General features: G+C 59.1%; 14 protein-coding genes. 6 read left to right on the top strand and 8 right to left on the bottom strand.

Features of this window, described 5'->3' with window-relative positions; all coding sequences use genetic code 11:
• Positions 1-238 precede the first annotated feature (238 nt).
• Together ACRESJ_RS08820 and ACRESJ_RS08825 are read right to left on the bottom strand one after the other, a co-directional pair.
• Entirely contained in the window at positions 239-1,843 is a 1,605-nt protein-coding gene (locus ACRESJ_RS08820; protein WP_431757565.1) for a methyl-accepting chemotaxis protein, read from the bottom strand.
• Positions 1,844-2,074: 231 nt separating this feature from the next.
• Positions 2,075-2,479, bottom strand: a complete 405-nt coding sequence (locus tag ACRESJ_RS08825) for a TraR/DksA family transcriptional regulator (protein ID WP_007935965.1) — start codon at positions 2,477-2,479, stop codon at positions 2,075-2,077.
• A gap of 350 nt (positions 2,480-2,829) precedes the next feature.
• On the opposite strand from ACRESJ_RS08825, the gene ACRESJ_RS08830 reads away from it, so the two are divergent.
• Both ACRESJ_RS08830 and ACRESJ_RS08835 read left to right on the top strand, forming a co-directional pair.
• Positions 2,830-3,441 carry a glutathione S-transferase family protein gene (locus ACRESJ_RS08830; protein ID WP_431757566.1) on the top strand — a complete coding sequence of 204 codons (612 nt, stop codon included), beginning with the start codon at positions 2,830-2,832 and terminating at the stop codon, positions 3,439-3,441.
• A gap of 190 nt (positions 3,442-3,631) precedes the next feature.
• The gene (locus tag ACRESJ_RS08835; protein WP_431757567.1) at positions 3,632-4,090 is read left to right on the top strand and encodes an REP-associated tyrosine transposase; all 459 of its coding nucleotides are present in this window, start codon (positions 3,632-3,634) and stop codon (positions 4,088-4,090) included.
• Positions 4,091-4,272: 182 nt separating this feature from the next.
• Here the strand turns inward: ACRESJ_RS08835 and ACRESJ_RS08840 are convergent, their stop codons facing one another.
• Positions 4,273-5,202: a hypothetical protein gene (locus tag ACRESJ_RS08840; protein ID WP_431757568.1), complete on the bottom strand. Its 930-nt coding sequence runs from the start codon at positions 5,200-5,202 to the stop codon at positions 4,273-4,275.
• Between the two features lie 357 nt (positions 5,203-5,559).
• Here ACRESJ_RS08840 and ACRESJ_RS08845 point away from each other — a divergent pair, with 357 nt between their 5' ends.
• A complete protein-coding gene (locus tag ACRESJ_RS08845) occupies positions 5,560-6,243 on the top strand; it encodes a response regulator transcription factor (RefSeq protein ID WP_431757569.1) in 684 nt (227 codons plus the stop codon).
• The gene (locus tag ACRESJ_RS08850) at positions 6,221-7,615 is read left to right on the top strand and encodes a sensor histidine kinase (protein WP_431757570.1); all 1,395 of its coding nucleotides are present in this window, start codon (positions 6,221-6,223) and stop codon (positions 7,613-7,615) included. The genes ACRESJ_RS08845 and ACRESJ_RS08850 overlap by 23 nt, the downstream gene beginning before the upstream one ends.
• Before the next feature lie 79 nt (positions 7,616-7,694).
• Here ACRESJ_RS08850 and ACRESJ_RS08855 read toward each other — a convergent pair whose 3' ends face one another.
• From ACRESJ_RS08855 to ACRESJ_RS08865, 3 genes are read right to left on the bottom strand one after another with little or no spacing between them, the layout of a single operon-like run.
• A complete protein-coding gene (locus ACRESJ_RS08855; RefSeq protein WP_431757571.1) occupies positions 7,695-8,105 on the bottom strand; it encodes an SRPBCC family protein in 411 nt (136 codons plus the stop codon).
• Positions 8,106-8,134: 29 nt separating this feature from the next.
• Positions 8,135-8,932: an SDR family NAD(P)-dependent oxidoreductase gene (locus tag ACRESJ_RS08860; protein WP_431757572.1), complete on the bottom strand. Its 798-nt coding sequence runs from the start codon at positions 8,930-8,932 to the stop codon at positions 8,135-8,137.
• 2 nt (positions 8,933-8,934) lie between these two features.
• On the bottom strand, positions 8,935-9,951 hold the full coding sequence (locus ACRESJ_RS08865; RefSeq protein ID WP_431757573.1) for an aldo/keto reductase: 1,017 nt from the start codon (positions 9,949-9,951) through the stop codon (positions 8,935-8,937).
• A gap of 209 nt (positions 9,952-10,160) precedes the next feature.
• On the opposite strand from ACRESJ_RS08865, the gene ACRESJ_RS08870 reads away from it, so the two are divergent.
• The gene (locus ACRESJ_RS08870; RefSeq protein WP_431757574.1) at positions 10,161-11,057 is read left to right on the top strand and encodes a LysR substrate-binding domain-containing protein; all 897 of its coding nucleotides are present in this window, start codon (positions 10,161-10,163) and stop codon (positions 11,055-11,057) included.
• A 225-nt stretch (positions 11,058-11,282) separates the two neighbouring features.
• Positions 11,283-12,203: a LysR substrate-binding domain-containing protein gene (locus ACRESJ_RS08875; protein WP_431757575.1), complete on the top strand. Its 921-nt coding sequence runs from the start codon at positions 11,283-11,285 to the stop codon at positions 12,201-12,203.
• Here the strand turns inward: ACRESJ_RS08875 and ACRESJ_RS08880 are convergent.
• A complete protein-coding gene (locus tag ACRESJ_RS08880; protein WP_431757576.1) occupies positions 12,124-12,717 on the bottom strand; it encodes a DinB family protein in 594 nt (197 codons plus the stop codon). The genes ACRESJ_RS08875 and ACRESJ_RS08880 overlap by 80 nt on opposite strands.
• 87 nt (positions 12,718-12,804) lie before the next feature.
• Positions 12,805-13,911 carry an NAD(P)/FAD-dependent oxidoreductase gene (locus tag ACRESJ_RS08885; RefSeq protein ID WP_431757577.1) on the bottom strand — a complete coding sequence of 369 codons (1,107 nt, stop codon included), beginning with the start codon at positions 13,909-13,911 and terminating at the stop codon, positions 12,805-12,807.
• Positions 13,912-14,187: the final 276 nt, after the last annotated feature.

The following is a 14,187-nucleotide window of genomic DNA, read 5'->3' on the forward strand; positions in this document are numbered from 1 at the left end:
TACCGCAGGAATGGATATGTGTACTCAAAAAATAATACCTGACACTTAGCCATCGCATGAACACATGCCTTCTGTAGGAGCTGCCGCAGGCTGCGATCTTTTGATCTCGCCTTTGAAAATCAAAAGATCGCAGCCTCGTTGCACTCGGCAGCTCCTACGGAAGACGTGATCTGCCCGCTGCAAGGGCGAAACCTATAGCCGCCGATACCGCAGAAACGGATATGTACACGATCAAAAACTATCGCGATTTTTCCGGCTTGTACCCCAACCGCAACCCACCCCAATGCCGCCCCTTGAGCATGATCGGCACCGACAGATCATGCATCAGCTCCCCGGTATCCCGGGTATAGGTTTGCAACAACACCGACTGTTGATGGCTGCCGCAACGGATTCCGGTGCGATCAGCAAATTTGCGCTTGGTGCGGTTTTGCAGGGTGTCGACCTGCGTATCACCGGTCAGTGGCTGGCTGAACACCTTGTTATGGGTCGGCACGTAGCCCTGTTGAGTGCAGGCGATTGCAAACACCAGGCCTTCATGGCGTGGCAGCAGCGGCTCCTGAATGATCGGCAGGACTTGATCGGTGTAACGGTCGAAACGCGTCTGGTACTTGACCGGACTGGTGTTGGGGATTGTCTGGTAATTGCGATCGAACAGGTCGTCGAGGCTGATGCGGCCGGCATCGATGTCCGCTTCGAAACGCGCCGCGATCTGACTCGCGCCCTCCCTGGCCAGGTCATAAATGCGCTGGTGATAGTCGTCCAGACCAACTTCGGCCAGACGTTCGCTGATCGTCTCGGCCTGACCTTCCATCTGCACAGCCGCCTGCGCCAAGCGCTGGGTCTGTTGATCGCTGATGGCCAGGTCGCTGCGCATCTGCTCGACGGCGTGAAACAGACTGTCGAGTTGTTCGCGATTGGTTTGTGCGCCGCGGGCGATTTCCCCCACCTGACTTTCGACGCTGGCCGCCAGCCGGGTGATGTTTTCCAGGTGCTGACCGGTGTGTTCGACCTGGTCGACACCGGTATCAAGATCACTGGACAACTGGCGGATCTGCTCGACCACTTGCGCGGTACGTTGCTGGATATCAGCCACCATCTCCCCGACTTCACCCGTGGCGGTCGCCGTGCGTGCGGCCAGCCCACGTACTTCATCGGCCACGACGGCAAAGCCACGACCATGCTCACCCGCTCGCGCCGCTTCGATCGCCGCGTTCAAAGCCAGCAGGTTGGTCTGGCTGGCGATGGACTGAATCACCAAGGTGACGCGCTGGATATCATCACTGCGCAGGCTCAGCGCCTCGATCAGTTCACGGCTGCTATTGGCGCGCTGACTGAGCTGATGCATCCGTGCAATCGACTCGATCAACTCCGTGCGCCCGGCGGCGCCGCTGCGATGCGCTTCAATGGCAGCACTCAAGGCCTCGCGACTCAGCGTCGAAGTGGCTTGTTCAGTGGCGATCATGACTTCAGCGTTGCTGACGATCTGTGCGGCGGCGCCGAGTTGCGATTGCAGTTTGTCGGCCAATTGCTTGACGGAAAAGGCCACGCCTGCGGCCGACAGCGCGTTATGACTGGTGGTGTAGGAAAGGTCGCGGGTCAAGGCGGAGATCGCACTGGGCGATTCGACAGTGGGGACTTCGGATTTAGTGCGTGAACGCAAGCGAGGCAGCCAGATGATCAGCACGGCCAACGGCAGCCCAAGGTACAGCGACCAGCCCCCCAGCGTCATGCCACACAGTAAAAGCATCAGGGCGATGCTTTGCAGCGTCGGCGTCAACCAGCGGTTACCCGGCAAAAAAACTGGTGCAGACACTGCCGCAACCAGAGACTCGTCCCTCGTCATCGTTGTCACCCCACAGATCTTCTAATTGTTGTCTTCGCATTAAACGCCACTACGAGGCCATCATCCATGAGCCTTTAGTCGTGGGCATTGCAGTAGATCAATAGAAGCGCGGGGTTTCTTGCGGACGTCGAAAAGCAAAGATCGCAGCCTTCGATAACACCTGCCGAAGGGGTGTTGTCGAAGGCTGCGATCTTTTTAAAGCAGCCCGTTCAGTGGGGCTACTTCACAGAATCAGGCTTGACGCTGGTGCTTGTCGATCTGCTCGTGACGTTCTTGAGCTTCGATGCAGTACTTGGTGGTCGGGCTGATCAGCAGGCGCTTGAGGCCGATGGGCTCGCCGCTGTCGTCGCACCAGCCGAAGCTGTCTTCCTTGATACGTTCCAGGGCTTGTTCCAACTGAGGCAGCATGCGCTGATCACGATCGATCGCGTTCACCAGCCAGGTGCGCTCTTCTTCGACCGAAGCCGCGTCAGCCGGGTCAGCCGGAGTGTCCAGGCTTTCAATGGCGATGCGGTTTTGCTCGATGCGCTCATGGGTTTCTACTTTCATGTTCTGCAACAGCTCAGAGAAAAAAGCATGTTGCTCGGCATTCATGTAGTCATCCGCCGGCATGGCCAGCAACTTGTCCTTTGTCATTGATATCTCTATAAAAAAACGTGCATTAAGGCTAATAAGGGAGCGTTCCGGCGGACCTTGGCAGGTCATCGGAAAGGCGCAGTTTGTTCAAAGCGCCACCCGGCACTCAATTTACGAGGGGCGGCAGTCTAAGGCCGACTTGAGGCCTCAGCAACTGAAAAGACAGCGAATTTGTCCGACAAAGCCTCGAAAATGCTCTATGGCAGGCATTGGGGCGGTTATCGGAGTGCGTTTATAGCAAGAAATTCAATCCAGCACAGGTAGATAGAGGATAAACGGCTGTGTTTGCAGGCCAATGAACCTCAGCTAAGGTTGTTCCTCCCGTAATGGCTAACTCAAGGAGCGATTAAATGAAGCTGATCGGCATGCTGGACTCACCTTACGTGCGACGCGTCGCCATTACTGCCAAACGCCTGGGCATCGCGCTGGAGCACGAATCGGTGTCGGTGTTCCGCCACTTTGAGCAATTCCAGCAGATCAACCCGGTGGTCAAGGCGCCCACGCTGGTGCTGGATGATGGCCAAGTGTTGATGGATTCGACGTTGATCATCGATTACCTGGAAGCACTGGCCAAACCCGGTCGAAGCTTGATGCCCGCCCTCCTCAATCAGCGCCTGCGTTCATTGCGCCTGATTGGCCTGGCGTTGGCCGCCAGCGAAAAATCAGTGCAGCTTTATTATGAGCGCAACCTGCGACCGGCAGACATTCAGTACGAACCCTGGGTTGAGCGAGTCCAGGGGCAATTGGCCGCGGCGTATTCGAGCTTGGAGCAGGAGCTGGAAAAGCAGCCGTTGAAAACCGACGGGGAGATTGATCAGGCGGGCATCACCCTGGCTGTGGCCTGGAGTTTTACCAATCTTGTCGTGCCGGATCAGGTGACGGATGAGAAGTTTCACCGGATTGCTGCGTTTACAGCGTATGCCGAGGGGCTGGAGGTGTTTGTCAGTACGCCGATTGATTAAGGACAGAAAGATCAAAAGATCGCAGCCTGCGGCAGCTCCTACAGGGGATCGCGTTCCAATGTAGGAGCTGCCGCAGGCTGCGATCTTTTGCTTTTGAATATCCTCGAAACACCCCGAAATTGCTTAATGCGCTAGAACAGGCTGCAGCCACTATTTTCATCCGATCACACCATGGATGGAGGGTAACGCAATGCCTGTCGCAGCAAACGGATGTCACTTACGTAAAGGTCGATACTCAGAACCGGGGCGAACTTATCTGCTAACTGCAGTTACTCATAATCGCCAAGCTGTTTTTTCAGACTGGCGTTCAGCACGTTTACTCGTCGAACAACTACGCGCAGCGGACGAGGCGGAAATCGTCACTTCAATGGCTTGGGTAGTCATGCCTGATCACTTGCATTGGCTGTTTCAGCTTCAACGCGGATCACTGGCTGAATTGGCATGCCGCATCAAATCCCGAAGCAGCCGTTCGATCAATCTTATGCGAGGCGCACAAAACCGCTTATGGCAACGGGGTTACCATGACCGAGCCTTACGTCGGGACGAAGATCTGAAAGCCGCCGCTCGTTACATCATCATGAATCCGTTGCGTGCGGGGCTGGTGAAGCGCGTGGGGGATTATCCGTTGTGGGATGCAATCTGGGTTTAGAAGATCAAGATCAAAAGATCGCAGCCTGCGGCAGCGCCTACAGAGATCGGTGTGGAGCTGCCGGAGGCTGCGATCTGTTTGCCTCTACACAATCAATGCATGAACAGGGCAATCAGGATGATGATCGGGATCGGTACGCCGAGAAAGAACAATAGTAATGAGCGCATGAGGCTTCTCCTGGGTTAGCGAACAGGTGTGGTGGTGACGTAGGTATCGGTTTCCACATACACCACGGCATCCCGACGACGGCCGCCGAAGGTCGCGGCGAGGCTGGCGAAGAATGCGCCGGCCAGCAGTGCAACGAACATCCACAAGGTGCTCCAAGCGGCGACTTTGGCGGCTGTGTCGGCAGCCTCTTTAGCGGTCTGCTTGGCATCGGCTACGGCTTTTTGCGTGCGGGCATAGACTTCATCCACGCGACGTTCGGCATCGGCCTGGGTCAGGTTGGTGCGTTGCGCTACCAGTTGCGCCAGGTAGTTACGATCCTCCGCAGCCAACTGGCCGTCGGCGAGGGAACGAACGAAGATGCGCGTCACGGTGCCACGGGCGTCGGCATCGTTAACGGCGCCCGGGCGATCATCGCGCAACAGGCTATCGATGTAGTAACCGTATTGATCGCCATCGGTATTGGCAGCTGCTGTGCCCGCCACTTGGGTCATGGCGCTGGCTGCTCCGCCGGCAACTTGCGCCCCAGCCTGGACGCCACCGCTGACCAGGCTGCTGACTGAGCCGGCTACCAGCGTTGCCGTCACCAAAGTGGCCACGCACCAGGCGAGAAAACCATGGGCAGTGTCGCGAAAGTACACTTCATCACCATGCATGTACGCCCATTTCACCCGTAGTCTGCCAGCAATATAACCGCCGGCCCCCGAAGCAATGATTTGTGTAACGGCCAGCCAGATGATTGTCGTGATGCCCAACCCTTTGGCACTCATGCCTTCATTGGCCCACGGGGAGATCGCAGAAAAGCCCAGGCCGAAACCCAGCAGTACCAGAATCAGTGATAATGCCGCCGCTGCGGCGGCCCCGGCGAAGATTGCCCCCCAGGACACGCCAGAGAGCGTCGTCGATTCATCCATGGCGGGATAGAAACCATCAGAGGATCTATTCATTGTTTTATCGCTCCAGGCAGAAAGATGGTGTTACAAGTCTCGAAGGAGCCGTTGCAGTCACCGTGCCAGTTGCGTCTGGTTGAATAAGTCGTGACAAGTCAGGCAGTTATAAAGTTTGAACTTCCTGTGCCCATGCAATTTGCAATGAACAAAGAGAGTTAGCGGGTTTTATGCATTAGGTGGGAAGATCAAAGATCGCAGCCTGCGGCAGCTCCTACAGTTAAATGCATCAACCCCCTGCAGGAGTTGCCGCAGGCTGCGATCTTTTACTGCTCATGAACTTTTATTTAGTAAGCCAACAGGCAATTCTTGGCAAAATGCCGCACAACGTTGTGAACATTTAATCAGGCCAGCCCCATGACCCGCATCTTGACCATCGAAGACGACGCCGTGACCGCCCGGGAAATTGTCGCCGAACTGAGCAGCCACGGCCTCGACGTCGACTGGGTCGACAATGGCCGCGAAGGCCTGGAGCGCGCGGCCAATGGCAACTATGACTTGATCACCCTTGACCGCATGCTGCCCGAACTCGATGGTTTGGCGATTGTCACCACATTGCGGACCATGGGCGTGGCCACGCCGATTCTCATGATCAGCGCCCTCTCCGACGTCGATGAGCGAGTGCGCGGCTTGCGTGCCGGCGGCGACGATTACCTGACCAAACCCTTCGCCACCGATGAAATGGCCGCCCGGGTCGAGGTCCTGCTGCGTCGGCAAAACACGGGGACCGCGAAAGCCACCACGTTGCGAGTGGCGAATCTTGAGCTTAACCTGATCAGCCACGAAGCCAGCCGCGACGGGCAATTGCTCACGTTGCTGCCCACCGAATACAAACTGCTGGAATTCCTGATGCGCAACACCGGGCAGATTCTTTCGCGAATGATGATTTTCGAAGAGGTCTGGGGTTATCACTTCGACCCCGGCACCAACCTGATCGATGTGCACATCGGTCGCCTGCGTAAAAAAATCGACCCACCTGGCAATGCCCCATTGATTCGAACCGTGCGAGGCTCGGGTTATGTCATTGCCGAACCCGTCTAAAGGCTGGCGTTCCTCCAGCAGTCGTTTGCTGTCGCTCTACAGTGCACTGTTCGTGGCCTGGAGCGGGATTCTCATGGGTGTCATGTACTACGAGGTATCCACCTATCTGGACAACCTGGCCAAGCATTCACTGATGCAACGTCAGCATCTGTTCTCGCGTTTTTCCGGCGAACAATTGGCCGACGCCCTTGAAGTCAGCATGACCTTCGATATTCGCGGCATCGACGCCTACGGCCTGTTCGATGCCGAGCACCGTTACCTCAATGGCGCGCTGCGCCACATCCCCAAAGGCCTGCCGCTGGACGGCGAGATCCACATGCTCAGCGACTGCGCCGAATCCGATGATCCGACGCTGCCCATCGACAGCTGCGACGCCGTGGCGACTCAAACGGGGGATGGCCGCTGGCTGATATTGGTGCGCGACAACGGCTCGTTGTTTGCCGTGACCCGGATCATCCTGCACGCGTTGCTCTGGGGCGTGACCTTGACCATCGTGCCGGGCATCGTCGGCTGGCATGTGTTGCGACGGCGACCGCTGCGGCGTATTCGCGCGATTCAGGCCAGCGCCGAGGCCATCGTCGCCGGCGATCTGACCAGGCGCCTGCCGCTGTCCAACCGCCGTGATGAACTGGACATGCTCGCCGCCATCGTCAACGCCATGCTCGAACAGATCGAGCGCTTGATGCATGAGGTCAAGGGCGTGTGTGACAACATCGCCCATGACTTGCGTACCCCGTTGACCCGCTTGCGCGCGCAGCTGTATCGCATGCAACAACAGGCCGGTGAAGGCTCGTCGCAGGCCACGCAACTGGACTTGGTGCTGGCCGAGGCCGACACGCTGATGGCGCGGTTTCGCGGGCTGTTGCGTATTTCCGAGCTGGAGGATCGCCAGCGCCGCTCCGGCTTCGTACAACTCGACCCCGTGTCGTTGCTGCAGGAACTGCATGATTTCTACTTGCCGCTGGCGGAAGACGATGACCTGAGTTTTCAACTGCAACTGCCGCCATCGTTACCGCCGCTCAATGGCGATCGGGCCCTGCTGTTCGAAGCGGTAGCCAATCTGTTGAGCAACTCGATCAAGTTCACCCCACCCGGTGGCCTGGTGATTTTGCGTGGGGTCAATGAGAACGGGCATACCCGCATCGAAGTCCTCGACTCCGGCCCAGGCATTCCCGATGCTGAACGCATCGCCGTTTTCCAGCGCTTCTATCGCGCCGAAGCAGGCAATTTGAAAAGCGGTTTCGGGCTGGGACTGTCAATCGTGGCAGCAATTGTCAGCCTGCACGGATTCAAGCTTGAGGTAGGCAGCAGCGAACTGGGCGGTGCGCGGCTGGTGCTCGATTGTGAGCAGCGTTTGATTCCACAGACCTGACAATCAAAAGATCGCAGCCTGCGCCAGCTCCTACACAAAACCCTGTAGGAGCTGCCGCAGGCTGCGATCTTTTAAAGGCCTACGCGGGGTAATTAGCTCGCAACGCCTTTAACCCACCCTCATAAATCCCGGTAAACAACGCCACCACTTCCTCGTCACTCACGCCCACCGGTTCAAACCGACCGGACCAGGTCACTCGCGCACCCTGCCCCTGGGCTTCAACCTTGATCGTCGCCAGATAATCGGTGGCCGGAAACGGCGCCTGCACAATCGAGTAGCTGTAGGTTTTCGCGGCGTTGTCGAACCCTTGCAGTCGCTCGATGATTACCGCGCCGTCCGCCGTTTGCAGGTTGCGCACTCGCCCGGCATCGCTGAGCTCGCTCTTGGGAATGAACGGCAGCCAGTCGGGTAGCGAGTTGAAGCCGCCAATCAATTGCCAGACCTGATCGGCCGAAGCCGGGATGTCGATGAACGCTGATGCAGTTGCCATGTAATGTTTTCTCGCTTAATCAATAAGGTTCAGATGGCCATGCTGTCGACGACACCGCCGTCGACCCGCAGGGCCGCGCCAGTGGTGGCCGAGGACAGCGGCGAAGCGATGTAGGCCACCAGATTCGCCACTTCCTCGACCTCCGCCACGCGCTGGATGATCGAAGTTGGACGGGCCTTGCGCACGAAGGCGTCGGCTTCTTCCCGAACACTGCGACCTGATTCGGCAATGGCGTCCTTGAGCATATGCTCCACGCCATCGGTCAACGTCGGGCCTGGCAGGATCGCATTGACCGTCACCCCCGTGCCCGCCAGTCGCTTGGCGAGACCATGGGACACGGCGAGGTTGGCGCTTTTGGTAACGCCATAGTTGAGCATCTCGGCCGGGATCGCGACCCCGGACTCCGAGGACAGGAAAATCACCCGACCCCAGCCCTGCTTGACCATGTCCGGCACGTAGTGACGGGACAGACGCACGCCGGAAATCACGTTGATCTCGTAGAAACGCGTCCACTCACTGTCTGGCGTATCGAAGAAATCCACGTCGTTGTAGATCCCCAGGTTGTTCACCAGAATGTCGGCCCGTGGCTCGGCGGCGAACAGTATCTCGGCGCCTTCGGCGGTGCCCAGGTCCGCGGTCAGGCCGCGCAACTGTGCGCCCGGCACGCTCTGGCGAATGCTCGCCAATGCCTGCTCGACCTTGGCCGTCTCGCGGCCGATCACCACCACCGTGGCGCCGGATTCGGCCAGCGCCTTGCTGATGCCCAGGCCAATGCCGGCAGTGCTGCCGCTGACAATCGCGAGTTTTCCACTCAAATCAATTTTCATGCTCAAGCTCCGATGATTGGCAACGGTGCGCGCTCGGACACCAGTTTCGCGTCGCGCATGGCTTGCCAGAAGGCTGCAGGAATAACCGCCGACAACGCGGCCACGTCTTCGGCTATCCGGTCAGGTCGGCTTGAACCTGGAATCACTGCCGCCACTGCCGGGTTAGCCAACGAGAATTGCAATGCCGCCGCTTTGATGTCGACACCATGGCCCGCCGCAATGCGCTTGATCTGCTCGACCTTGCTGATGATCGCCGGGCTGGCCTTCTGGTATTCGAAGTGTGCGCCACCGGCCAGGATGCCCGAGCTGTAAGGGCCGCCGACCACGATCTCGACGTTCTGCGCCAGGGCTGCGTCCATCAAGCGCTGCAGGGCGCGGTCATGGTCCAGAAGAGTGTAGCGACCGGCCAGCAAAAAACCGTCCGGCTGCGCTTCGCTCAGATCAAGGGTCAACTCGCACGGTTCGACCTTGTTCACGCCCAGGCCCCAGCCCTTGATCACGCCTTCTTCACGCAAACGGGTCAGCACTTTGAAGGCACCGGTGCGGGCCTGGTTGAAATACTCCAGCCACTGATCGCCGTAGAAATCCTGGGCGATGTCATGCACCCAGACGATGTCCAGACGATCGGTTTGCAGACGCTTGAGACTGTCTTCAATCGAGCGCAGGGTCGCATCGGCGCTGTAGTCGTTGACGATCTTGTTCGGGAGCCCGTGTTCGAACACGCCACTCTTCTCACCCAAGTCGCGGGCAGCAGCGTCTTCGACTTCGTCGAGAATCACGCGGCCGACCTTGCTGCTGAGCACATAGTCGTCACGGTTGTAGCGGGACAATGCGGCGCCGAGGCGAATTTCCGACAGGCCCGAACCGTAGAACGGCGCGGTGTCGAAGTAACGCACGCCGGCATCCCAGGCAGCATGAACGGTGGCTTGTGCTTCTTCTTCAGCAATGGCGCGGAACATGTTGCCCAGTGGTGCGGTGCCGAAACCCAGGGCGCCAGGCAGCTTGTCTTTCAAGCTCATAAATGAATCCTCTCGAACGTCTGGAAACCTGTAGGCGCCGGCTTGCTGGCGATGGCGCCGGAATGGGCGACACAGCTATCAACAGCGATCGCCAGCAAGCGGGTCCTACAGAGAACGGTTAATTGCCTTACCGATGAGCAGATCCTAGATTGCGATGATCGGACCGTCCAAGACATAATGTGCAGCACTTGAGTCCCCAGAGGTCTGACATGATCGACATTCGCCAATTGCGCTACTTCGTCGCCGTCGCCGAAGAAGAACACGTCGGTCGCGCCGCCGAACGCCTGCACATTTCCCAGTCGCCGCTAAGCCGGCAGATCGCCCAGCTCGAAGAACGCCTGGGCCTGACCCTGTTCGAACGCAGCCAGCAGCGCATCCGCCTGACCCGCGACGGCCAGACGTTCCTCGCCGAAACCCGCGCCCTGTTGACCCACGCCAACCGCCTGGATTCCCTCGGCAAACGCCTGGGTCGCGGTGAAGAAGGCGGTTTGTGCGTCGGCTACATCGAAAACGCCATGCACGCCGGCGTCCTGCCCAATGCCTTGCGCGTGTTGCGCGTCGATCGGCCGAATGTGCATGTGGCGTTGTACAACTTGCGCTCCGCCGAACAACTGGAAGGCCTGCGTCAGCGTAGTCTGGATATCGCACTGGTCAGCGAACCGCCGACCGACGACGACCCCGACCTGATGAGTTTCCAGGTCCTGGACGACCCCATGCTGCTGGCATTGCCCGAGGATCATCCTCTGGCCAACCAGGCAACCTTGACCCCGGCCGACCTCGCCAATCAGGAGTGGATCGGCGTGCAGCACCAGAATGTCGCCAGCCGCGAAAGCTTTGTCAGCGCCTGCATCCGCGCCGGCTTCACCCCGGACATCCGCATGGAAGCCACCGGCCCCTTCACCGCATTGGCGCTGGTGGCCTCGGGCCTGGGCATCGCCATGATTCAGAAAGGCTTGAGCCGCAACGCACCACCCGGCGTGGTCCTGCGGGAACTGCCGTGTATTGCCTTGACCCGACCGCTGTGGGCGGCGTGGCACCGGATCAATCTGCGGCCACTGGTGGAAACGTTCAGGAAGGTGCTGACGGAGCCGGGCTCGACCGGTTGATCGCAATTTCTGTGACCGACCCATAACCACTGTGGGAGCTAGCCTGCTAGCGATAGGGCATTCACATTCAAAGAAGATGTTGAATGTGCCGCCGTCATCGCTAGCAGGCTAGCTCCCACACTGTTTCCGGTTGATTGCGAGTTCTGTGAAGCCGGGACATTCAACGTCCATGCGCGGGTTTGGTGCTTTACTCAAGGAACTCAAAAATCCAGCGAGCTCCCCACCATGAACCGCAACGACCTGCGCCGCGTGGACATGAACCTGTTGGTGATTTTCGAAACCCTGATGTTCGAGAAGAACCTGACCCGGGCCGGGGAAAAGCTGTTTCTTGGCCAGCCTGCTGTCAGTGCGGCGCTGGCGCGGTTGCGGGATTTGTTCGACGATCCGTTGCTGGTGCGCAACGGGCGGATCCTCGAAGCGACGCCGCGGGCGCTGGCGATTCTCAAGGAATTGCAACCGGCGATGGACACCATCTCCGGGGCGGTCAGTCGGGCCAAGGATTTCGATCCGTCCATCAGCCGCGACGTGTTTCGCATCGGCCTGTCCGACGACGCCGAGTTCGGACTGTTTCCGCCGCTGCTCAAACAGATCCGCGAGGAAGCCCAGAACGTTGTCGTGGTAGTGCGCCGGGTGAATTACCTGCTGATGTCCTCGATGCTCGCCAGCGGCGAGATTTCCGTGGGCATCAGCTACACCACCGAACTGCCGGCCAATGCCAAGCGCAAGAAGTTGCGGGACCTGAGCGTCAAGGTGCTGCGCGGCGACAACCGTCCTGGCCCCCTTACCCTGGATGAATTCTGTGAGCGACCCCACGCGTTGGTGTCGTTTTCCGGGGATTTGAGCGGCGCCATCGACAACGATCTGGCCCGTATCGGCCGCTCCCGTCGCGTGGTGCTGGCAGTGCCACAGTTCTCTGGCCTGCGTGCCATATTGGCGGGCACCGAGATGCTGGCTTCGGTACCGGATTATGCGGCGAGCGCGCTGATCGAAGGCAGCAACCAGTTGCGCGCCGATGACCCGCCGTTCGACATCGTTCTGTCCGAACTGTCGATGGTCTGGAACGGCGTCAACGATAACGATCCGGCAGAACGTTGGTTGCGCTCGCGAATTGCGGAGCACATGTCAGCGCCACAGCCGGTGCATTGAGCGAGTTGAAATTCGGATCGGTTTCGCGCAGGTAGATCGGCAGGTCGGTCATGGGCGGCATCGCCGGTATTTCGAAGTAGATCTGGATCACCCAACCACGGTGATAACTGGCGTGGTTAACTACATGCAGCAATATCGCGCCGGCGCTCATGGTGCCGCTCTCACCGGAGACAAAGGTGAACCGCAGGGGTTTGTCGAGCGAGGCATCGGTCTGGCGGGCGCTCCACTCGCAGTACCAGTGGTCAACCTTCTGTTGCGCCAGGCGCAAGTCCGGCAGCGCGGGATACACCAGCTCATGGGAGGTTTTGAAGTGGTGCCCTCGACCTTCAAGATGCGCCTGCCAGAGACAGTCCACCACATAGATGTGGTTCAACGTGCCGATGATGTTCTTGAAGATTCCGGCGCGTTCTTTCTCGACTTCCCCCGGTGGCAATTGCGCCAGATTGTCGAAGAGGCGCTGGTTGGCCCATTGTCTGTAATCGGCAAGCATGCGAGCAGTGCGTACGTTGATCATCGAACTTCTCCGATGGCGAAGAGCGCATCTCCCAAGGATAGCGCTATCCACGCGCCGTTGCGCCAGCGCTGATCATCGGTACGACCGTCACCCGGCCAGGGATTCCACTACCCGCTCGGCCAGGGCCAGGCAACTGGTCAGGCCCGGCGACTCGATACCGAACAGATTGACCAGACCCGGCACCCCATGTTCGGTCGGGCCGCTGATGTGAAAGTCCGCAGCGGGCTCATCCGGGCCGCTGATTTTTGGGCGAATACCGCTGTAGGCCGGTTGCAGGGTGTTATCCGGCAAATCCGGCCAGTAATGGCGGATGGCTTGGTAAAAGCGCTCGGCGCGGGCTGGATCGACGCGGTAATCAATGGCATCGACCCATTCCACGTCCGGCCCGAAACGCGCCTGGCCGCCCAGGTCGAGGGTCATGTGCACGCCCAGCCCGGCGCTCTCCGGCGCGGGGTAGACCAGATGCCGAAACGGCGCACGGCCGTTGAGACTGAAGTAGCTGCCCTTACACAATCGCGCTGCCGGAACGAGCCTTGAAGACAGACCTTCGATGCGGCTCGCCACTTCAGGGCCGGCCAGACCAGCGCAGTTGATCAGTTCCTGGCAACTCAAGACCATGGGCTCGACGCCGCCGACGTGCAGCTCGAAACCCTGTCCAGTGCTTCGGGCCGACAACAGCGGCGACTTGAAGGCCAGCGAGGCGCCAAAGCTTTCGGCATCACTCTGCAACGCCAGCATCAGCCCATGGGAGTCGACTATCCCGGTGGACGGCGACCATAGCGCAGCGACGCAGGACAACGCTGGCTCCAGCGCCTGCGCCTCATTTTCTGACAGCCATTGCAGGTCAGCGACGCCGTTGCACTGGCCCTGTTCCAGTAACCGTTGCAGGGCGGCGCACTGCGATTGATCGGTGGCAACGATCAACTTGCCGAGGCGCTGATAGCTGACATCACGGTCATCGCAGTAGGCGTAAAGGCGCTGCTTGCCCTCCACGCACAACTGGGCCTTGAGGCTGCCGGTCGGGTAGTAGATCCCCGCGTGAATCACTTCGGAATTGCGCGAACTGATGCCTGTGCCAATGCCGTCACCCGCCTCGACCACAATCACTTCGCGCCCACTCATGGCCAGGGCCCTGGCCACTGCCAACCCGACCACGCCGGCACCGACCACCACGCATTGGATATCGACACTCACCTGCCCTGCTCCCTAATTAAACCAATCCGCAATCATTGGATTTTGAAGGCCTCTTCGCGGGCAAGCCTTAATGCCAGTCAGTTAAGCGATGAAGGTCAACTGTAGGAGCGAGCTTGCTCGCGAAAAACGTTAACGATAACGCGGAAATTCTGAATGAACGCGGCGTCCTTAAATTTTTCGCGAGCAAGCTCGCTCCTACAAATGCCTTAACTGACCGGCATTAGGGCAAGCCTCGCTCCTACAGTGGGCAATGGTGTTTGCGCCGATCTCTGTAGG

Origin of the sequence: Pseudomonas sp., assembly GCF_050739655.1 — a bacterium.
Classification (GTDB): Bacteria; Pseudomonadota; Gammaproteobacteria; order Pseudomonadales; family Pseudomonadaceae; genus Aquipseudomonas.

Excerpts from the sequence above, each read along its gene's own strand:
- ACRESJ_RS08830 (WP_431757566.1), top strand. The coding sequence starts at position 2,830 with ATGAAGCTGATCGGCATGCTGGACTCACCTTACGTGCGACGCGTCGCC.
- ACRESJ_RS08835 (WP_431757567.1), top strand. The coding sequence starts at position 3,632 with ATGCCTGTCGCAGCAAACGGATGTCACTTACGTAAAGGTCGATACTCA.
- ACRESJ_RS08860 (WP_431757572.1), bottom strand. The coding sequence starts at position 8,932 with ATGAAAATTGATTTGAGTGGAAAACTCGCGATTGTCAGCGGCAGCACT.
- ACRESJ_RS08855 (WP_431757571.1), bottom strand. The coding sequence starts at position 8,105 with ATGGCAACTGCATCAGCGTTCATCGACATCCCGGCTTCGGCCGATCAG.
- ACRESJ_RS08845 (WP_431757569.1), top strand. The coding sequence starts at position 5,560 with ATGACCCGCATCTTGACCATCGAAGACGACGCCGTGACCGCCCGGGAA.
- ACRESJ_RS08870 (WP_431757574.1), top strand. The coding sequence starts at position 10,161 with ATGATCGACATTCGCCAATTGCGCTACTTCGTCGCCGTCGCCGAAGAA.
- ACRESJ_RS08825 (WP_007935965.1), bottom strand. The coding sequence starts at position 2,479 with ATGACAAAGGACAAGTTGCTGGCCATGCCGGCGGATGACTACATGAAT.
- ACRESJ_RS08865 (WP_431757573.1), bottom strand. The coding sequence starts at position 9,951 with ATGAGCTTGAAAGACAAGCTGCCTGGCGCCCTGGGTTTCGGCACCGCA.
- ACRESJ_RS08840 (WP_431757568.1), bottom strand. The coding sequence starts at position 5,202 with ATGAATAGATCCTCTGATGGTTTCTATCCCGCCATGGATGAATCGACG.
- ACRESJ_RS08875 (WP_431757575.1), top strand. The coding sequence starts at position 11,283 with ATGAACCGCAACGACCTGCGCCGCGTGGACATGAACCTGTTGGTGATT.
- ACRESJ_RS08820 (WP_431757565.1), bottom strand. The coding sequence starts at position 1,843 with ATGACGAGGGACGAGTCTCTGGTTGCGGCAGTGTCTGCACCAGTTTTT.
- ACRESJ_RS08880 (WP_431757576.1), bottom strand. The coding sequence starts at position 12,717 with ATGATCAACGTACGCACTGCTCGCATGCTTGCCGATTACAGACAATGG.
- ACRESJ_RS08850 (WP_431757570.1), top strand. The coding sequence starts at position 6,221 with ATGTCATTGCCGAACCCGTCTAAAGGCTGGCGTTCCTCCAGCAGTCGT.